General features: G+C 71.2%; 15 protein-coding genes. 11 read left to right on the forward strand and 4 right to left on the reverse strand.

What is annotated here, in order from left to right; all coding sequences use genetic code 11:
- Nucleotides 1–60 precede the first annotated feature (60 nt).
- Together ACFWR9_RS30785 and ACFWR9_RS30790 are read left to right on the forward strand one after the other, a co-directional pair.
- Complete coding sequence (locus tag ACFWR9_RS30785) at nucleotides 61–420, forward strand: hypothetical protein (RefSeq protein WP_383847576.1); 360 nt, start codon at nucleotides 61–63, stop codon at nucleotides 418–420.
- Between the two features lie 60 nt (nucleotides 421–480).
- Entirely contained in the window at nucleotides 481–1,617 is a 1,137-nt protein-coding gene (locus tag ACFWR9_RS30790) for an amidohydrolase family protein (RefSeq protein WP_383847578.1), read from the forward strand.
- On the opposite strand, the gene ACFWR9_RS30795 is transcribed toward ACFWR9_RS30790, so the two are convergent.
- The 4 genes from ACFWR9_RS30795 to ACFWR9_RS30810 all read right to left on the reverse strand — a co-directional run bounded on the left by ACFWR9_RS30795 (nucleotide 1,604) and on the right by ACFWR9_RS30810 (nucleotide 5,764).
- On the reverse strand, nucleotides 1,604–2,614 hold the full coding sequence (locus ACFWR9_RS30795) for a heme A synthase (protein ID WP_383847580.1): 1,011 nt from the start codon (nucleotides 2,612–2,614) through the stop codon (nucleotides 1,604–1,606). The genes ACFWR9_RS30790 and ACFWR9_RS30795 overlap by 14 nt on opposite strands.
- 66 nt (nucleotides 2,615–2,680) lie before the next feature.
- Nucleotides 2,681–3,397, reverse strand: a complete 717-nt coding sequence (locus ACFWR9_RS30800; protein WP_383847690.1) for an ABC transporter permease — start codon at nucleotides 3,395–3,397, stop codon at nucleotides 2,681–2,683.
- A gap of 261 nt (nucleotides 3,398–3,658) precedes the next feature.
- On the reverse strand, nucleotides 3,659–4,582 hold the full coding sequence (locus ACFWR9_RS30805) for an ABC transporter ATP-binding protein (protein WP_383847582.1): 924 nt from the start codon (nucleotides 4,580–4,582) through the stop codon (nucleotides 3,659–3,661).
- Between the two features lie 393 nt (nucleotides 4,583–4,975).
- On the reverse strand, nucleotides 4,976–5,764 hold the full coding sequence (locus ACFWR9_RS30810) for an aminoglycoside N(3)-acetyltransferase (RefSeq protein WP_383847584.1): 789 nt from the start codon (nucleotides 5,762–5,764) through the stop codon (nucleotides 4,976–4,978).
- 160 nt (nucleotides 5,765–5,924) lie between these two features.
- Here ACFWR9_RS30810 and ACFWR9_RS30815 point away from each other — a divergent pair, with 160 nt between their 5' ends.
- From ACFWR9_RS30815 to ACFWR9_RS30855, 9 genes are read left to right on the forward strand one after another with little or no spacing between them, the layout of a single operon-like run.
- On the forward strand, nucleotides 5,925–6,683 hold the full coding sequence (locus tag ACFWR9_RS30815; RefSeq protein ID WP_383847586.1) for a helix-turn-helix transcriptional regulator: 759 nt from the start codon (nucleotides 5,925–5,927) through the stop codon (nucleotides 6,681–6,683).
- Nucleotides 6,680–8,101, forward strand: a complete 1,422-nt coding sequence (gene sufB, locus ACFWR9_RS30820) for a Fe-S cluster assembly protein SufB (protein WP_383847588.1) — start codon at nucleotides 6,680–6,682, stop codon at nucleotides 8,099–8,101. The genes ACFWR9_RS30815 and sufB overlap by 4 nt, the downstream gene beginning before the upstream one ends.
- Before the next feature lie 60 nt (nucleotides 8,102–8,161).
- On the forward strand, nucleotides 8,162–9,346 hold the full coding sequence (gene sufD / locus ACFWR9_RS30825) for a Fe-S cluster assembly protein SufD (protein ID WP_383847590.1): 1,185 nt from the start codon (nucleotides 8,162–8,164) through the stop codon (nucleotides 9,344–9,346).
- The gene (locus ACFWR9_RS30830; RefSeq protein WP_383847591.1) at nucleotides 9,343–9,660 is read left to right on the forward strand and encodes a non-heme iron oxygenase ferredoxin subunit; all 318 of its coding nucleotides are present in this window, start codon (nucleotides 9,343–9,345) and stop codon (nucleotides 9,658–9,660) included. Before sufD ends, ACFWR9_RS30830 begins: the two co-directional genes overlap by 4 nt.
- Nucleotides 9,661–9,667: 7 nt before the next feature.
- Nucleotides 9,668–10,432, forward strand: coding sequence for a Fe-S cluster assembly ATPase SufC (gene sufC, locus ACFWR9_RS30835; protein ID WP_383847593.1), 765 nt, complete (start codon nucleotides 9,668–9,670; stop codon nucleotides 10,430–10,432).
- Nucleotides 10,429–11,685 (forward strand): cysteine desulfurase, encoded by a 1,257-nt coding sequence (locus ACFWR9_RS30840; protein ID WP_383847595.1) that lies wholly within the window; start codon nucleotides 10,429–10,431, stop codon nucleotides 11,683–11,685. The genes sufC and ACFWR9_RS30840 overlap by 4 nt, the downstream gene beginning before the upstream one ends.
- A 17-nt stretch (nucleotides 11,686–11,702) precedes the next feature.
- Nucleotides 11,703–12,173: a Fe-S cluster assembly sulfur transfer protein SufU gene (gene sufU / locus ACFWR9_RS30845; RefSeq protein WP_383847597.1), complete on the forward strand. Its 471-nt coding sequence runs from the start codon at nucleotides 11,703–11,705 to the stop codon at nucleotides 12,171–12,173.
- Nucleotides 12,170–12,502, forward strand: a complete 333-nt coding sequence (locus tag ACFWR9_RS30850; protein ID WP_007448279.1) for a metal-sulfur cluster assembly factor — start codon at nucleotides 12,170–12,172, stop codon at nucleotides 12,500–12,502. The genes sufU and ACFWR9_RS30850 overlap by 4 nt, the downstream gene beginning before the upstream one ends.
- 53 nt (nucleotides 12,503–12,555) lie before the next feature.
- Complete coding sequence (locus tag ACFWR9_RS30855) at nucleotides 12,556–13,479, forward strand: FAD-binding protein (protein ID WP_383847599.1); 924 nt, start codon at nucleotides 12,556–12,558, stop codon at nucleotides 13,477–13,479.
- Nucleotides 13,480–13,502: the final 23 nt, after the last annotated feature.

Raw genomic sequence — 13,502 nt, forward strand, 5'->3', positions numbered from 1 at the left:
GGCCAAGGCCACGCACCCCGCCCGTCGCCGTTCGATCTACCCGTCGGTAGCATCCTGGTCATGGCAGACACGCAGCAGGTGGACACGCAGCAGGGGGACACGAAGGCCGACCGGCGCACCGAGCGCCGGGTGGCGCGCCTCGCCCGGTCGATCGACTCCTTCTCCAAGGCGCACGGCGGCGCCGAGGCCCAGGTGGCCTACCTCGGTGAGCGCGGCGCCCGGATCGTCCTCGTGGGCGAGGACGGGGAGTGGGGCGACCTGGTCGCGCGCTCCCACGAGACCGCTCAGCGGGCGGTGGAGAAGTCCGGGATCACCGTCCACGAGGACTTCGACGGCGAGTTCGCCGCCAAGGTGACGACGGGCCGCTACGAGTGGTCGCGCATGGCCGGCATCCAGGTCGGCGGCCCGAGCAACACCTGAGACCGGGTTCACCCGTTAGGACCGTAGAAGCCGTACACGGTCCCGTCACGGGGAGTCCGGATGATCGAAACGCCGTCCCTGGTGGACCAGTACTGCCACGGAGTCCTGAGAACGGAGCTGGGCCTCGGCACCTTCGAGGCCCAGCTGGCCCGCACCGAGGGGCCGCCCGCGCCGGGCACCACCCTCTTCGACACCCAGACCGGCTTCGCGGTACGCCGCTGGTGCCCGCCCCTGCTCGGCCTGGAACCGCACTGCTCGCCCGCCCGCTACCTGGCCCGGCGCCGGGAGCTGGGCGTCATGGAAGCCGACCGCCGGCTGCTGCGCGGCAGCGGCATCACGACGTACCTGGTGGACGCCGGCCTGCCCGGCGACCTCACCGGCCCGGCGGAGATGGCCTCCGCCGCGGACGCCGACGCCCACGAGATCGTGCGCCTGGAACTGCTGGCCGAACAGGTCGCCGACACCTCCGGCACCGTCGAGTCCTTCCTCGCCAACCTCGCCGAGGCGGTGCACGGGGCCGCCGCGGGTGCGGTCGCCTTCACGTCGGTCGCGGGCGTACGGCACGGACTCGCGCTCGCTCCCGAACCGCCCGGCCCCGGTGAGGTGCGCGGGGCCGCCGGGCGCTGGCTGACCGGGCGCGAGGTGGGCGGGGAACTGAGCGACCCGGTGCTGCTGCGGCACCTGCTGTGGATCGCCGTCGCCTCCGGACTGCCGCTCCAACTGCACGCCGGCCTCGGGGAGCCGGGCCTGCGCATCGACCGCACCGACCCGGTGCTGCTCACGGACTTCGTCCGGGCCACCGCGGGCCTCGGCACCGACCTGGTCCTCCTGCACGGCTACCCGTACCACCGCCACGCCGCCCACCTGGCCGGCGTCTTCCCGCACGTCTACGCCGACTCCGGCGCCGCCCTGGTGCGCACCGGCGCCCGGGCCGCGACGGTACTCGCGGAGATCCTGGAGCCGGCCCCCTTCGGCAAGATCCTCTTCTCCAGCGGCGCCCAGGGCCTGCCCGAGCTGCACGTGGTCGCCGCCCGCCTGTTCCGCGAGGCCCTCGGCCGGGTGCTGGGCACCTGGGTGGCCGAGGGAGCGTGGTCCCTGGGGGACGCGCAGCGGGTGGCCGGCATGATCGCGTCGGGGAACGCGGGCCGGGTCTACGGACTTCAGGCGGCCCCGCTGAGCCTGGTCAGGCCCGGGTGAGCGTCGCCTGCGCCGAGGGACCCGGCACCTCGGCCGCCGTCTCCCACGCCCGCTCGCGCATCGCCAGCAGCACCCGCAGCACCGCGATCCACACCAGGCACGAGCCGAGCATGTGCAGGCCGACGAGGACCTCGGGCAGGTCGGTGAAGTACTGGACGTAGCCGATGACGCCCTGGGCGAGCAGCACCAGGAAGAGGTCGCGGGTACGGGCCAGTGGCCCCTTGGGCGCGTCGATCGCCTTCAGTACGAACCACAGGGCGAACGTCAGCGTCACCACGATCCACGCCAGGACGGCGTGCGCCTTGCTCACCGTCTCCCAGTCGACCGGCATCCGCTCGACCTCGCTGGAGTCGCCCGCGTGCGGACCGGAACCGGTGACCACCGTGCCGACCGCGATCAGCAGCACGGAGACGACGGTCAGCACCCACACCATCTGCTGCACGGGCCTGCCGACCAGGGGGCGCGGTGCCGCGTCACCCTCCCGGGTGCGCTGCCACATCACGGTGGCGACCGCGATCAGCGCGCTGGACAGCAGGAAGTGCGCGGCGACCGTGTACGGGTTGAGACCGACGAGGACCACGATGCCGCCGAGGATCGCGTTGCCCATCACGATCCAGAACTGCGCCCAGCCCAGCCGGGTCAGCGAGCGCCGGAACGGCTTCTGCGACCGCGCGGTGATGATCGCCCAGCCGACCGCCGCGCAGAGCACGTAGGTCAGCATGCGGTTGCCGAACTCGATGACGCCGTGGACGCCCATCTCGCTGGTGTTGGTCAGCGAGTCGTCGGTGCACTTGGGCCAGGTCGGGCAGCCGAGGCCCGAGCCGGTCAGGCGTACCGCGCCGCCGGTGACCACGATGACCACCGACATGATGAGGGCGACGAGCGCCGCCCGCCGGACGGTCCGGGGATCCGGGGTCCAGCGCGCGGCGATGAAGGCGAGCGGGTTGCGCACGGCGGCTACGGCGTCGGCGCGGGTCACGTTTGGCACGCCGTCCATCGTAGGGGTCCGCTTGTGCACGCTTTCACGAGGGTCGGGTTCGGGCGTGCGGCCCTCCCGGCGGCTCTACTCCCAGCGGAAGAACTTCCCGGCGGCAGCGAGCCCCGCGACCGCCCACACGGCGAGGATCCCCAGGTTCTCCCACGGCATCCCGGCACCGTGCTGGAGTACGTCGCGCAGCCCCTCCGACAGGGCGGAGATCGGCAGCAGTCCCAGCACGTCCTGCGCCGCGTCGGGGAACCTGTCCAGCGGCACGATCACCCCGCCGCCCACGAGCAGCAGCAGGAAGACCAGGTTGGCGGCGGCCAGCGTGGCCTCCGCCTTCAGCGTGCCCGCCATGAGCAGCCCGAGCCCGGAGAAGGCGGCCGTACCGGCGACCAGGAGCAGCAGCACGGCCACCGGGTTGCCGTGCGGCGACCAGCCCAGCGCGAAGGCGATCACCGTCAGCAGGACGATCTGGAGCACCTCGGTGACCAGCACCGACACCGTCTTCGCGGCCATCAGGGCCCAGCGGGGCAGCGGCGACGCGGCCAGCCGCTTCAGCACCCCGTACCGGCGCTCGAAGCCGGTGGCGATGGCCTGTCCGGTGAACGCCGTCGACATGACGGCGAGCGCGAGCACGCCGGGGGCGAGGAAGTCGACGGCCTCCTCGGTGCCGGTGTCGACGATGTCCACGGTGCTGAACAGGACGAGCAGCAGCGTCGGGATGATCACTGTCAGCAGCAGCTGCTCGCCGTTGCGCAGCAGCATCCTCGTCTCCAGCGCCGCCTGCGCCGCGATCATGCGGCCGAGGGGCGCGGCGCCGGGCTTCGGTGTGTACGTACTGGTCGTCGTGGTCACCCGCGCAACTCCTTGCCGGTCAGCTCCAGGCTGTGTCTTCCCGGGGGGCACTGCGTCTGACTGCGGCTTCGCCGCGGGCCGGACCCCCGGCCGATCCCTGTGCGGACCCGAATCATGAGCGCAACTCCTTGCCCGTGAGCTCCAGGCTGTGTCTTCCCGGGGGACGACCCCCGGACCCCCGGCCGATCCCTGTGCGGACCCGAATCATGAGCGCAACTCCTTGCCCGTGAGCTCCAGAAAGACGTCCTCCAGGGTGTGCCGCTCCACCGAGATGCGGTCCGGCATCACCCCGTGCTGGGCGCACCAGGAGGTCACCGTCGCGAGCAGTTGCGGGTCGACCTTGCCGATGACGCGGTAGGAGCCCGGCGTCAGCTCCGCCGCCGCCGAGTCCGGGGGCAGCGCCTTGAGCAGGGACGCCACGTCCAGTCCCGGCCGGCCGGTGAACCGCAGGGTGTTCTCGGCGCCGCCGCGGCACAGCTCCTCGGGCGAGCCCTGGGCGATGACCCGGCCCGCGTCGATGATGGCGACGTCGTCGGCCAGCTGCTCGGCCTCGTCCATGTGGTGGGTGGTGAGGATGACGGAGACGCCGTCGCTCCGCAGCTCCCGCACGAGGTCCCAGGTGGCGCGGCGGGCCTGGGGATCGAGCCCGGCCGTCGGCTCGTCCAGGAACACCAGCTCCGGACGCCCGACCACCGCCATCGCCAGGGCGAGCCGCTGCTGCTGCCCGCCGGAGAGCCTGCGGTACGTGGTCCGGCCGCACGAACCCAGGCCGAGCCGCTCGATCAGCGCGTCGACGTCCAGCGGATGGGCGTGCAGTCTCGCGACGTGGCGCAGCATCTCGTCGGCCCGGGCTCCGGAGTAGACGCCGCCGGACTGGAGCATCACGCCGATCCGGGGCCGCAGCTCGGCGCCCTGCCCCGCCGGGTCGAGGCCCAGGACGCGCACCGTCCCGGAGTCCGGCCTGCGGTATCCCTCACAGGTCTCGACGGTCGTCGACTTGCCCGCCCCGTTGGGACCGAGCACGGCGGTGACTCCCGCCCCGGCCACCAGGTCCAGGCCGTCCACCGCGGTCTTCGTGCCGTACCGCTTCACCAGGGCCTGCACCTGGACCACGGGCTCGCTTCGCATGGGTCACGAGTCTAGGTAGACGGCGGAGCGCCCGGGCGCGGGGGTGCGGGATCTCCCCCGCACGGGGCGGGGGCGGTGCGTTCCGGAGCGTGGGGCGCCACCCGGTGCTGCGCCGCGCGCGAGGCGCCCACCAGATCGCGTCCCGGCCGTCCGCGCGGCCGGTCCGCCGGGCTGCGGGCCCGCCGCGGTGCTCGGGCCCGGGGCCGTCAGTCGCGGGTGGTGTGTTCCGGAGCACGGGATGCCACCCGGCGGGGGCGGCGCACGACGCGCCAACCCGTTCGGCCGCGGCACGGTCCGAGATTCTCGCTGCGCGAGGTTGCCGGGGTCCGGCCCGTGGGCGTCAGCGTTCGCCGCCGGGCCCGTGGGTCGCGGGCCGCCTGCGCGGCCGGGCCGTCAGTCGCGGGGGCGGTGCATGGGGAGCCACCGCTCGGCGTAGGCGACCGCGTCCGGCAGTGGGAACAGCCGTGCGGGGGCCGCGCCGATGCCCCCGCGGACGACCGGCCGGTCCCGTTCGAAGTCGTGGCCGAGTTCGTCGAAGCGGTCCGACGTGATCGACACCTCGGTCACCCGTTCCCAGCCCACCGGCCCCGGGCGCCCCACCTCCACCAGCGGGGAGGGGATCCGGTACTCGGCGAGGTGGAACGCGGTGCACGCCTCGTAGCCCGCGCCGAGCAGCAGGACCCGGGCGCCGAGCCGCTCCAGCGTGGCCAGCGGACTGCGCTCGCCGAGCCGGCAGTCGGTCGCGTGCCCCTCGACCACCTCGGCGGCGCGCGCCCCGAGGGCCGCGAACGAGGTCTGCGGATGCGCGCTGCGCCGGGCGCACGGCCAGGTGCGTACGGTCTCGGGGATCACCCCGACGCCGCGCGAGGGCGTGATCAGCGGGTCGTAGGGGGGCGTCGCGGCACGCACGGTGTCCCACCACTCCTCGGGCACCGGGGGGCTGGTCCACAGGGCCGGGTCGGAGAGGTCGCCGGTCTGGGTCGGGACCACCAGCGTGCCGACCGGGCCGAGGGCGTCGAGCAGTCCCTGGACCACCGCGACGGGCCCTCCGCAGACCCAGCCGAGTGAGCTGAGGGAGGTGTGCGCGAGGAGGGTGTCGCCGGTCCGCACACCCAGTTCGCGCAGCCCCGCGGCGATCGTGCCGCGGGTGACGAGTGGGCCGGTCGGAGGGGGTGTGGGCATGCCGGGGAGTGTCCCGCAGGCCCGCCCGGGCCGCCACCGGATTGATCGATCAAAGATCGTTTCCGCAGGTCGGATTAGGTATACCTAAGTGACGCAGGGCACCGTCCGAAGATCCGGACCCGGCTTGCCCGTCTCCGAGGAATTACGCAACAATGGCGTTGTGAAAAACGTTGGCGAGGCTCCGCAGGAGGAACTCGCGACCGGTGAGCGGTCCACCCGCAACCGCGTCGCGCGCTCCATCCTGGACCACGGGCCGTCGACGGTCGCCGAGCTCGCCGGGCGTCTGGGCCTCACCCAGGCGGCGGTACGGCGCCACCTCGACGCCCTGGTCGCCGACGACGTGGTCGAGGCACGCGAGCAGCGGGTCTACGGCACGCGCACGCGCGGACGTCCCGCCAAGGTCTTCGCGCTCACCGACTGCGGCCGCGACGCCTTCGACCAGTCGTACGACAAGCTGGCCGCGGACGCCCTGCGCTGGATCGCGGAGCGGGAGGGCGGGGAGCAGGCGATCGCCGCCTTCGCCCGGGCCCGGATCGCCGCCCAGGGCGGCGCGTACCGCGAGGCGGTCGAGTCCGCCCCGCCCGAGAAGCGCACCGAAGCGCTGGCCAGGGCCCTGAGCGCGGACGGGTACGCTGCTACGGCGCGGAGCGCACCCCACCCCCAGCAGGGCGAGCAGCTGTGCCAGCACCACTGCCCGGTCGCCCACGTCGCAGAGCAGTTTCCGCAGCTGTGCGAGGCGGAGACGGAATTTTTCGCCGAGCTGCTCGGTACGCATGTACAGCGGCTCGCGACCATCGCGCACGGCGACGGGGTCTGCACCACGTTCATTCCGAAGACCTCGCACGCGCCGCCCACGGCGCACGCGTCCACGAACACCGCTAACGCATCCGCAAGCACGGCCGGGAGGAACCCCGCATGACTCTCCCCACGGAGACTGCCCACCCCGAGCTCGAGGGCCTGGGCAAGTACGAATACGGCTGGGCCGACTCCGACACGGCCGGCGCCTCTGCCAAGCGCGGCATCAACGAGGACGTCGTCCGCGACATCTCCGCGAAGAAGAACGAGCCGGAGTGGATGACCAAGCTCCGCCTCAAGGGCCTGCGCCTCTTCGAGAAGAAGCCCATGCCGAACTGGGGCTCGGACCTGTCGGGCATCGACTTCGACAACATCAAGTACTTCGTGCGCTCCACGGAGAAGCAGGCGGAGTCCTGGGAGGACCTGCCCGAGGACATCAAGAACACCTACGACAAGCTCGGCATCCCGGAGGCGGAGAAGCAGCGCCTCGTCGCCGGTGTCGCCGCGCAGTACGAGTCGGAGGTCGTCTACCACCAGATCCGCGAGGACCTGGAGGAGCAGGGCGTCATCTTCCTGGACACCGACACGGCCCTGAAGGAGCACCCGGAGCTCTTCAAGGAGTACTTCGGCACCGTCATCCCCGTCGGCGACAACAAGTTCGCCTCGCTGAACAGCGCGGTGTGGTCCGGCGGCTCCTTCATCTACGTGCCGAAGGGCGTGCACGTCGAGATCCCGCTCCAGGCCTACTTCCGTATCAACACGGAGAACATGGGCCAGTTCGAGCGGACCCTGATCATCGTCGACGAGGGTGCCTACGTGCACTACGTCGAGGGCTGCACCGCGCCGATCTACAAGAGCGACTCGCTGCACTCCGCCGTGGTCGAGATCATCGTCAAGAAGAACGCCCGCTGCCGCTACACGACCATCCAGAACTGGTCGAACAACGTCTACAACCTGGTCACCAAGCGCGCCGTGGCGTACGAGGGCGCGACCATGGAGTGGATCGACGGCAACATCGGCTCCAAGGTGACGATGAAGTACCCCGCCGTCTACCTGATGGGCGAGCACGCCAAGGGCGAGACCCTGTCCATCGCCTTCGCGGGCGAGGGCCAGCACCAGGACGCCGGCTCCAAGATGGTCCACATGGCGCCGAACACGTCCTCCAACATCGTCTCGAAGTCCGTGGCGCGCGGCGGCGGCCGTACGTCCTACCGCGGCCTGGTCGAGATCGGCGAGGGCGCGGCCGGATCGAAGTCGAACGTGCTGTGCGACGCGCTGCTCGTCGACACCATCTCCCGCTCGGACACGTACCCGTACGTGGACGTCCGCGAGGACGACGTGTCCATGGGCCACGAGGCGACCGTCTCCAAGGTCTCCGAGGACCAGCTCTTCTACCTGATGAGCCGCGGTCTCACCGAGTTCGAGGCGATGGCGATGATCGTGCGCGGCTTCGTCGAGCCGATCGCGAAGGAGCTGCCCATGGAGTACGCCCTCGAACTCAACCGGCTGATCGAGCTGCAGATGGAAGGCGCGGTCGGCTGAGGCCCGTCCTTCGCAGCACTCCCCGATTTCTTGACGCAGGAAGAGAGCAGACCGACAGCCATGGCTGAGGCTCAGAACATCCCCGTGGGGTCCACCACCGCGGGCCAGATCGCGGTGGCCGCCGAGTCGACCGTCGCCACGCGCATGAGCGCGCCCGCGTCCTTCGACGTGGCGGACTTCCCGGTCCCCCACGGCCGCGAGGAGGAGTGGCGGTTCACGCCGCTGGAGCGACTGCGCGGGCTGCACGACGGCACCGCGGTCGCCACCGGCGACGGCGTGAAGGTCGACGTCGACGCGCCCGAGGGCGTGGTCGTCGAGACCGTCGGCCGCGACGACGCGCGCATCGGCCGGGCGGGCACCCCGGTGGACCGGATCGCCGCCCAGGCGTACTCGGCGTTCGAGAAGGCCGGCGTGATCACCGTCCCCAAGGAGACGGTCCTCACCGAGCCGATCCGCATCGCCGTGCACGGCGAGGGCGGCACCGCCTACGCCCACCAGGTCGTCGAGCTGGGCGCCTTCGCCGAGGCCGTGGTCGTCATCGACCACACCGGTGACGCGGTGCTCGCCGCCAACGTCGACTACGTCCTGGGCGACGGCGCCAAGCTGACCGTCGTCTCCGTCCAGGACTGGGACGACAAGGCCGTGCATGTCGGTCAGCACAACGCGCTGATCGGCCGGGACGCCGGCTTCAAGTCGTTCGTCGTCACCTTCGGCGGCGACCTGGTCCGGCTGCACCCGCGCGTCGCCTACTCCGGCCCCGGCGGCGAGGCCGAGCTGTTCGGCCTGTACTTCACCGACGCCGGCCAGCACCAGGAGCACCGCCTCCTGGTCGACCACAACGTGCCGCACTGCAAGTCCAACGTCGCCTACAAGGGCGCGCTCCAGGGCGACGACGCGCACGCGGTCTGGATCGGCGACGTGCTCATCGAGGCCGCGGCCGAGGGCACCGACACCTACGAGATGAACCGCAACCTCGTCCTCACGGACGGCGCGCGGGTCGACTCGGTGCCCAACCTGGAGATCGAGACCGGCGAGATCGTCGGCGCCGGCCACGCCTCCGCCACCGGCCGCTTCGACGACGAGCAGCTCTTCTACCTGATGGCGCGCGGCATCCCCGAGATCGACGCCCGCCGCCTGGTGGTCCGCGGCTTCTTCGCCGAACTGGTCCAGCAGATCGGTGTCCCGGACATCGAGGAGCGCCTGATCGCCAAGATCGAGGAAGAGCTGGAGGCGTCGGTCGCATGACCTTCGTACGCGTCTGCGGAGCGGACGAGCTGGAGGAGGACACCCCCAAGAGGGTGGAACTCGACGGCACGCCGATCTCCGTCGTGCACACCGAGGGCGAGCTGTTCGCGATCCACGACGTCTGCTCGCACGCGAACGTCTCCCTCGCCGAGGGCGAGGTCGACGACTGCCACATCGAGTGCTGGCTGCACGGCTCGCGCTTCGACCTCCGTTCCGGCAAGCCCGACAGTCTTCCGGCGACGCGCCCCGTCCCCGTTTACCCCGTAAAGATCGAAGGGGACGACGTGCTCGTCTCCCTCACCCAGGAGTCCTGAGGCACCCATGGCAACGCTTGAAATCCGAGACCTGCACGTCACCGTCGAGGCCGACAACGCCACGAAGGAGATCCTCAAGGGCGTCGACCTCACCGTGAAGCAGGGCGAGACGCACGCCATCATGGGCCCGAACGGCTCCGGCAAGTCGACCCTCGCCTACTCCCTCGCGGGTCACCCCAAGTACACGATCACCAGCGGCACCGTCCTGCTCGACGGCGAGGACGTCCTGGAGATGTCCGTCGACGAGCGCGCCCGCGCCGGCCTGTTCCTCGCCATGCAGTACCCGGTCGAGGTCCCCGGCGTCTCGGTCTCCAACTTCCTGCGCACCTCCGCCACCGCCGTCCGCGGCGAGGCCCCCAAGCTGCGCACCTGGGTGAAGGAGGTCAAGGAGGCCATGCAGAACCTCAACATGGACCCCGCCTTCGCCGAGCGCAACGTCAACGAGGGCTTCTCCGGCGGTGAGAAGAAGCGCCACGAGATCCTCCAGCTGGAGCTGCTCAAGCCGAGGATCGCGATCCTCGACGAGACCGACTCCGGCCTCGACGTCGACGCCCTGCGCGTCGTCTCCGAGGGCGTCAACCGCGTCCGCGAGACCGGTGAGGTCGGCACCCTGCTGATCACCCACTACACGCGCATCCTGCGCTACATCAAGCCCGACCAGGTCCACGTCTTCGCGAACGGCCGCATCGCCGAGTCGGGCGGCGCCGAGCTGGCCGACAAGCTGGAGGCCGAGGGCTACGAGGCATACACGAAGGGTGGCGCATCCGAGTGACACAGCTGCCGGGCCTCCTCGACACTGAGGCGATCCGCAAGGACTTCCCCATCCTGGACCGCCAGGTCCACGACGGGCACAAGCTCGTGTACCTGGACAACGCGGCGACCAGTCAGAAGCCGCGACAGGTGCTGGACGCGCTCAGCGAGTACTACGAGCGCTACAACGCCAACGTCCACCGCGGCGTGCACGTCCTCGCCGAAGAGGCCACGGCGCTGTACGAGGGCGCGCGCGACAAGGTCGCGGAGTTCATCAACGCGCCCTCCCGGGACGAGGTGATCTTCACCAAGAACGCCTCGGAGTCCCTGAACCTCGTCGCCAACATGCTGGGCTGGGCCGACGACCCGTACCGCGTGGACCACGAGACCGAGATCGTCATCACGGAGATGGAGCACCACTCCAACATCGTGCCGTGGCAGCTGCTCGCGCAGCGCACCGGCGCGAAGCTCCGCTGGTTCGGCCTGACCGACGACGGCCGCCTCGACCTGTCCAACATCGACGAGGTCATCACCGAGAAGACGAAGATCGTCTCCTTCGTGCTGGTCTCCAACATCCTGGGCACCCAGAACCCGGTCGAGGCGATCGTGCGCCGCGCCCAGGAGGTCGGCGCGCTCGTGTGCATCGACGCCTCCCAGGCCGCGCCGCACATGCCGCTGGACGTGCAGGCCCTCCAGGCCGACTTCGTCGCCTTCACCGGCCACAAGATGTGCGGCCCGACCGGCATCGGCGTCCTGTGGGGCCGCCAGGAGCTGCTGGAGGACCTCCCGCCGTTCCTCGGCGGCGGCGAGATGATCGAGACCGTCTCGATGCACTCCTCCACGTACGCCCCGGCGCCGCACAAGTTCGAGGCGGGCACGCCCCCGGTCGCGCAGGCGGTCGGTCTGGGCGCGGCGATCGACTACCTCAACTCGATCGGCATGGACAAGATCCTCGCGCACGAGCACGCGCTGACCGAGTACGCGGTCAAGCGGTTGCTGGACGTCCCCGACCTGCGCATCATCGGCCCCACCACGGCCGAGGAGCGCGGCGCGGCGATCAGTTTCACGCTCGGCGACATCCATCCGCACGACGTGGGCCAGGTCCTCGACGAACAGGGCATCGCGGTCCGGGTCGGCCACCACTGCGCCCGCCCCGTCTGCCTGCGGTACGGAATTCCTGCGACCACGCGAGCGTCGTTCTATCTGTACTCCACGCCGGCCGAGATAGACGCGCTGGTCGACGGCCTGGAGCACGTACGGAACTTCTTCGGCTGACGGGACGAGCGAAGAGCATGAAGCTGGACTCCATGTACCAGGAAGTCATCCTGGACCACTACAAGCACCCGCACGGGCGGGGCTTGCGGGATGGCGACGCCGAGGTCCACCACGTCAACCCCACCTGCGGTGACGAGATCACGCTGCGCGTGAAGTACGACGGCACGACGATCAGCGACGTCAGCTACGAGGGCCAGGGCTGCTCGATCAGCCAGGCGAGCGCCTCCGTGCTGAACGACCTGCTGGTCGGCAAGGACCTCGCCCAGGCGCGGCGGATCCAGGAGACCTTCCTGGAGCTGATGCAGTCCAAGGGCAGGATCGAGCCCGACGACGAGATGGAGGAGATCCTGGAGGACGCGGTCGCGTTCGCCGGGGTCTCGAAGTACCCGGCCCGGGTCAAGTGCGCCCTGCTGAGCTGGATGGCCTGGAAGGACGCGACGGCCCAGGCGCTGGACGGCGCCGACGCCGAGAAGGAGACGACGGCATGAGTGAGACCGTGGAAATGAAGCCGGCCTCCGAGGAGGAGGTCCGCGAGGCCCTGCTGGACGTGGTGGACCCCGAGCTGGGCATCGACGTCGTCAACCTGGGCCTGATCTACGGCGTCCACATCGACGACGCGAACATCGCGACCATCGACATGACCCTGACGTCGGCGGCCTGCCCGCTGACGGACGTGATCGAGGACCAGGCCAAGTCCGCCACGGACGGCCTCGTCAACGAGCTGCGCATCAACTGGGTCTGGATGCCGCCGTGGGGCCCGGACAAGATCACGGACGACGGCCGCGAGCAGCTGCGGGCGCTCGGGTTCAACGTCTGAGACGCACCGCTTTCCAGAACGGGGGGGCCCCCCCGCGGGGGGCCCCCGGCGCGGTGACCCACGCCGACACCCTGGCCACCGCCCTGATCGTGGACGACACCGGCCGCGTTGTGGGCGTCACCGCCCGCCGGCACGGCGAGGACCTGGCGTACCGGGCGCGCGGGGCAGTGGTGCTCACCACCGGGGGCTTCGCCGACAACGAGGAGATGCTCGCCGACCACGCCCCGCACCTCCTCGCCCACGGCAGGGTCAGCGACGGTCTCGACGACGGCAGCGGCATCCGGATGGCCGCCGCCCTCGGTGCCGCGACCCGGCGGATGGGCGTGGTCGAGCTGGCTCTCACCGCGCTGCCCGCGCTGGCAGTGCGAGGCATGCTGGTCAACGCCCACGGCCGGCGTTTCGTCAACGAGGATGTCTATCCGGGCCTGTTCAGCGTGGCCGCCGTGCTGACCCAGCCCGCACCCTACTGGGTGATCGTCGACGAGGAGGGCTTCGAGGCGGTGCCCGAGCGCGAACGCTGGGGCGTCGTCCCCCGGTTCGTGTCCGAGACCCTGGGCGAGCTGGAGGGTGAACTCGGCATGCCGCCGGGCGCCCTGGAGTCGACCGTCGGCACCTACAACACGCACGCGGCGCGCGGGCAGGACCCGTACTTCCACAAGGACGCCCACTGGCTCCGCCCGTTGAAGGGCCCGTTCGCGGCGATCGACCCCAGGGCCGGTTTCCACCAGGGCGGCCGGCCGAGCGCGGGAGCGGGGACGGGCGTCGCCGGGTTCACCCTCGGCGGGCTCCGTACCACCGTGGACGGCGCGGTGCTCGACGTGTCCGGGACTGTCCTGCCCGGCCTGTTCGCCGCGGGGCGGGCGGCCTCCGGCATCCACGGCGAGGGATACGTCAGCGGTACGTCGCTCGGTGACGGCACGTTCTTCGGTCGCCGGGCGGGTGCGGCGGCAGCGGCGGGGCTTCGGTCCGCCCCCTGAACGCGGTGAGGCCGGGTACGCGC

The sequence above is a fragment of the Streptomyces sp. NPDC058534 genome, assembly GCF_042717365.1.
Lineage (GTDB): Bacteria > Actinomycetota > Actinomycetes > Streptomycetales > Streptomycetaceae > Streptomyces.

Coding starts and splice junctions, on each gene's coding strand:
- ACFWR9_RS30790 (WP_383847578.1), top strand. CDS start 481: ATGATCGAAACGCCGTCCCTGGTGGACCAGTACTGCCACGGAGTCCTG.
- ACFWR9_RS30850 (WP_007448279.1), top strand. CDS start 12,170: ATGAGTGAGACCGTGGAAATGAAGCCGGCCTCCGAGGAGGAGGTCCGC.
- sufC (WP_383847593.1), top strand. CDS start 9,668: ATGGCAACGCTTGAAATCCGAGACCTGCACGTCACCGTCGAGGCCGAC.
- ACFWR9_RS30795 (WP_383847580.1), bottom strand. CDS start 2,614: ATGGACGGCGTGCCAAACGTGACCCGCGCCGACGCCGTAGCCGCCGTG.
- sufD (WP_383847590.1), top strand. CDS start 8,162: ATGGCTGAGGCTCAGAACATCCCCGTGGGGTCCACCACCGCGGGCCAG.
- ACFWR9_RS30830 (WP_383847591.1), top strand. CDS start 9,343: ATGACCTTCGTACGCGTCTGCGGAGCGGACGAGCTGGAGGAGGACACC.
- ACFWR9_RS30805 (WP_383847582.1), bottom strand. CDS start 4,582: ATGCGAAGCGAGCCCGTGGTCCAGGTGCAGGCCCTGGTGAAGCGGTAC.
- ACFWR9_RS30800 (WP_383847690.1), bottom strand. CDS start 3,397: ATGATCGCGGCGCAGGCGGCGCTGGAGACGAGGATGCTGCTGCGCAAC.
- sufB (WP_383847588.1), top strand. CDS start 6,680: ATGACTCTCCCCACGGAGACTGCCCACCCCGAGCTCGAGGGCCTGGGC.
- sufU (WP_383847597.1), top strand. CDS start 11,703: ATGAAGCTGGACTCCATGTACCAGGAAGTCATCCTGGACCACTACAAG.
- ACFWR9_RS30810 (WP_383847584.1), bottom strand. CDS start 5,764: ATGCCCACACCCCCTCCGACCGGCCCACTCGTCACCCGCGGCACGATC.
- ACFWR9_RS30785 (WP_383847576.1), top strand. CDS start 61: ATGGCAGACACGCAGCAGGTGGACACGCAGCAGGGGGACACGAAGGCC.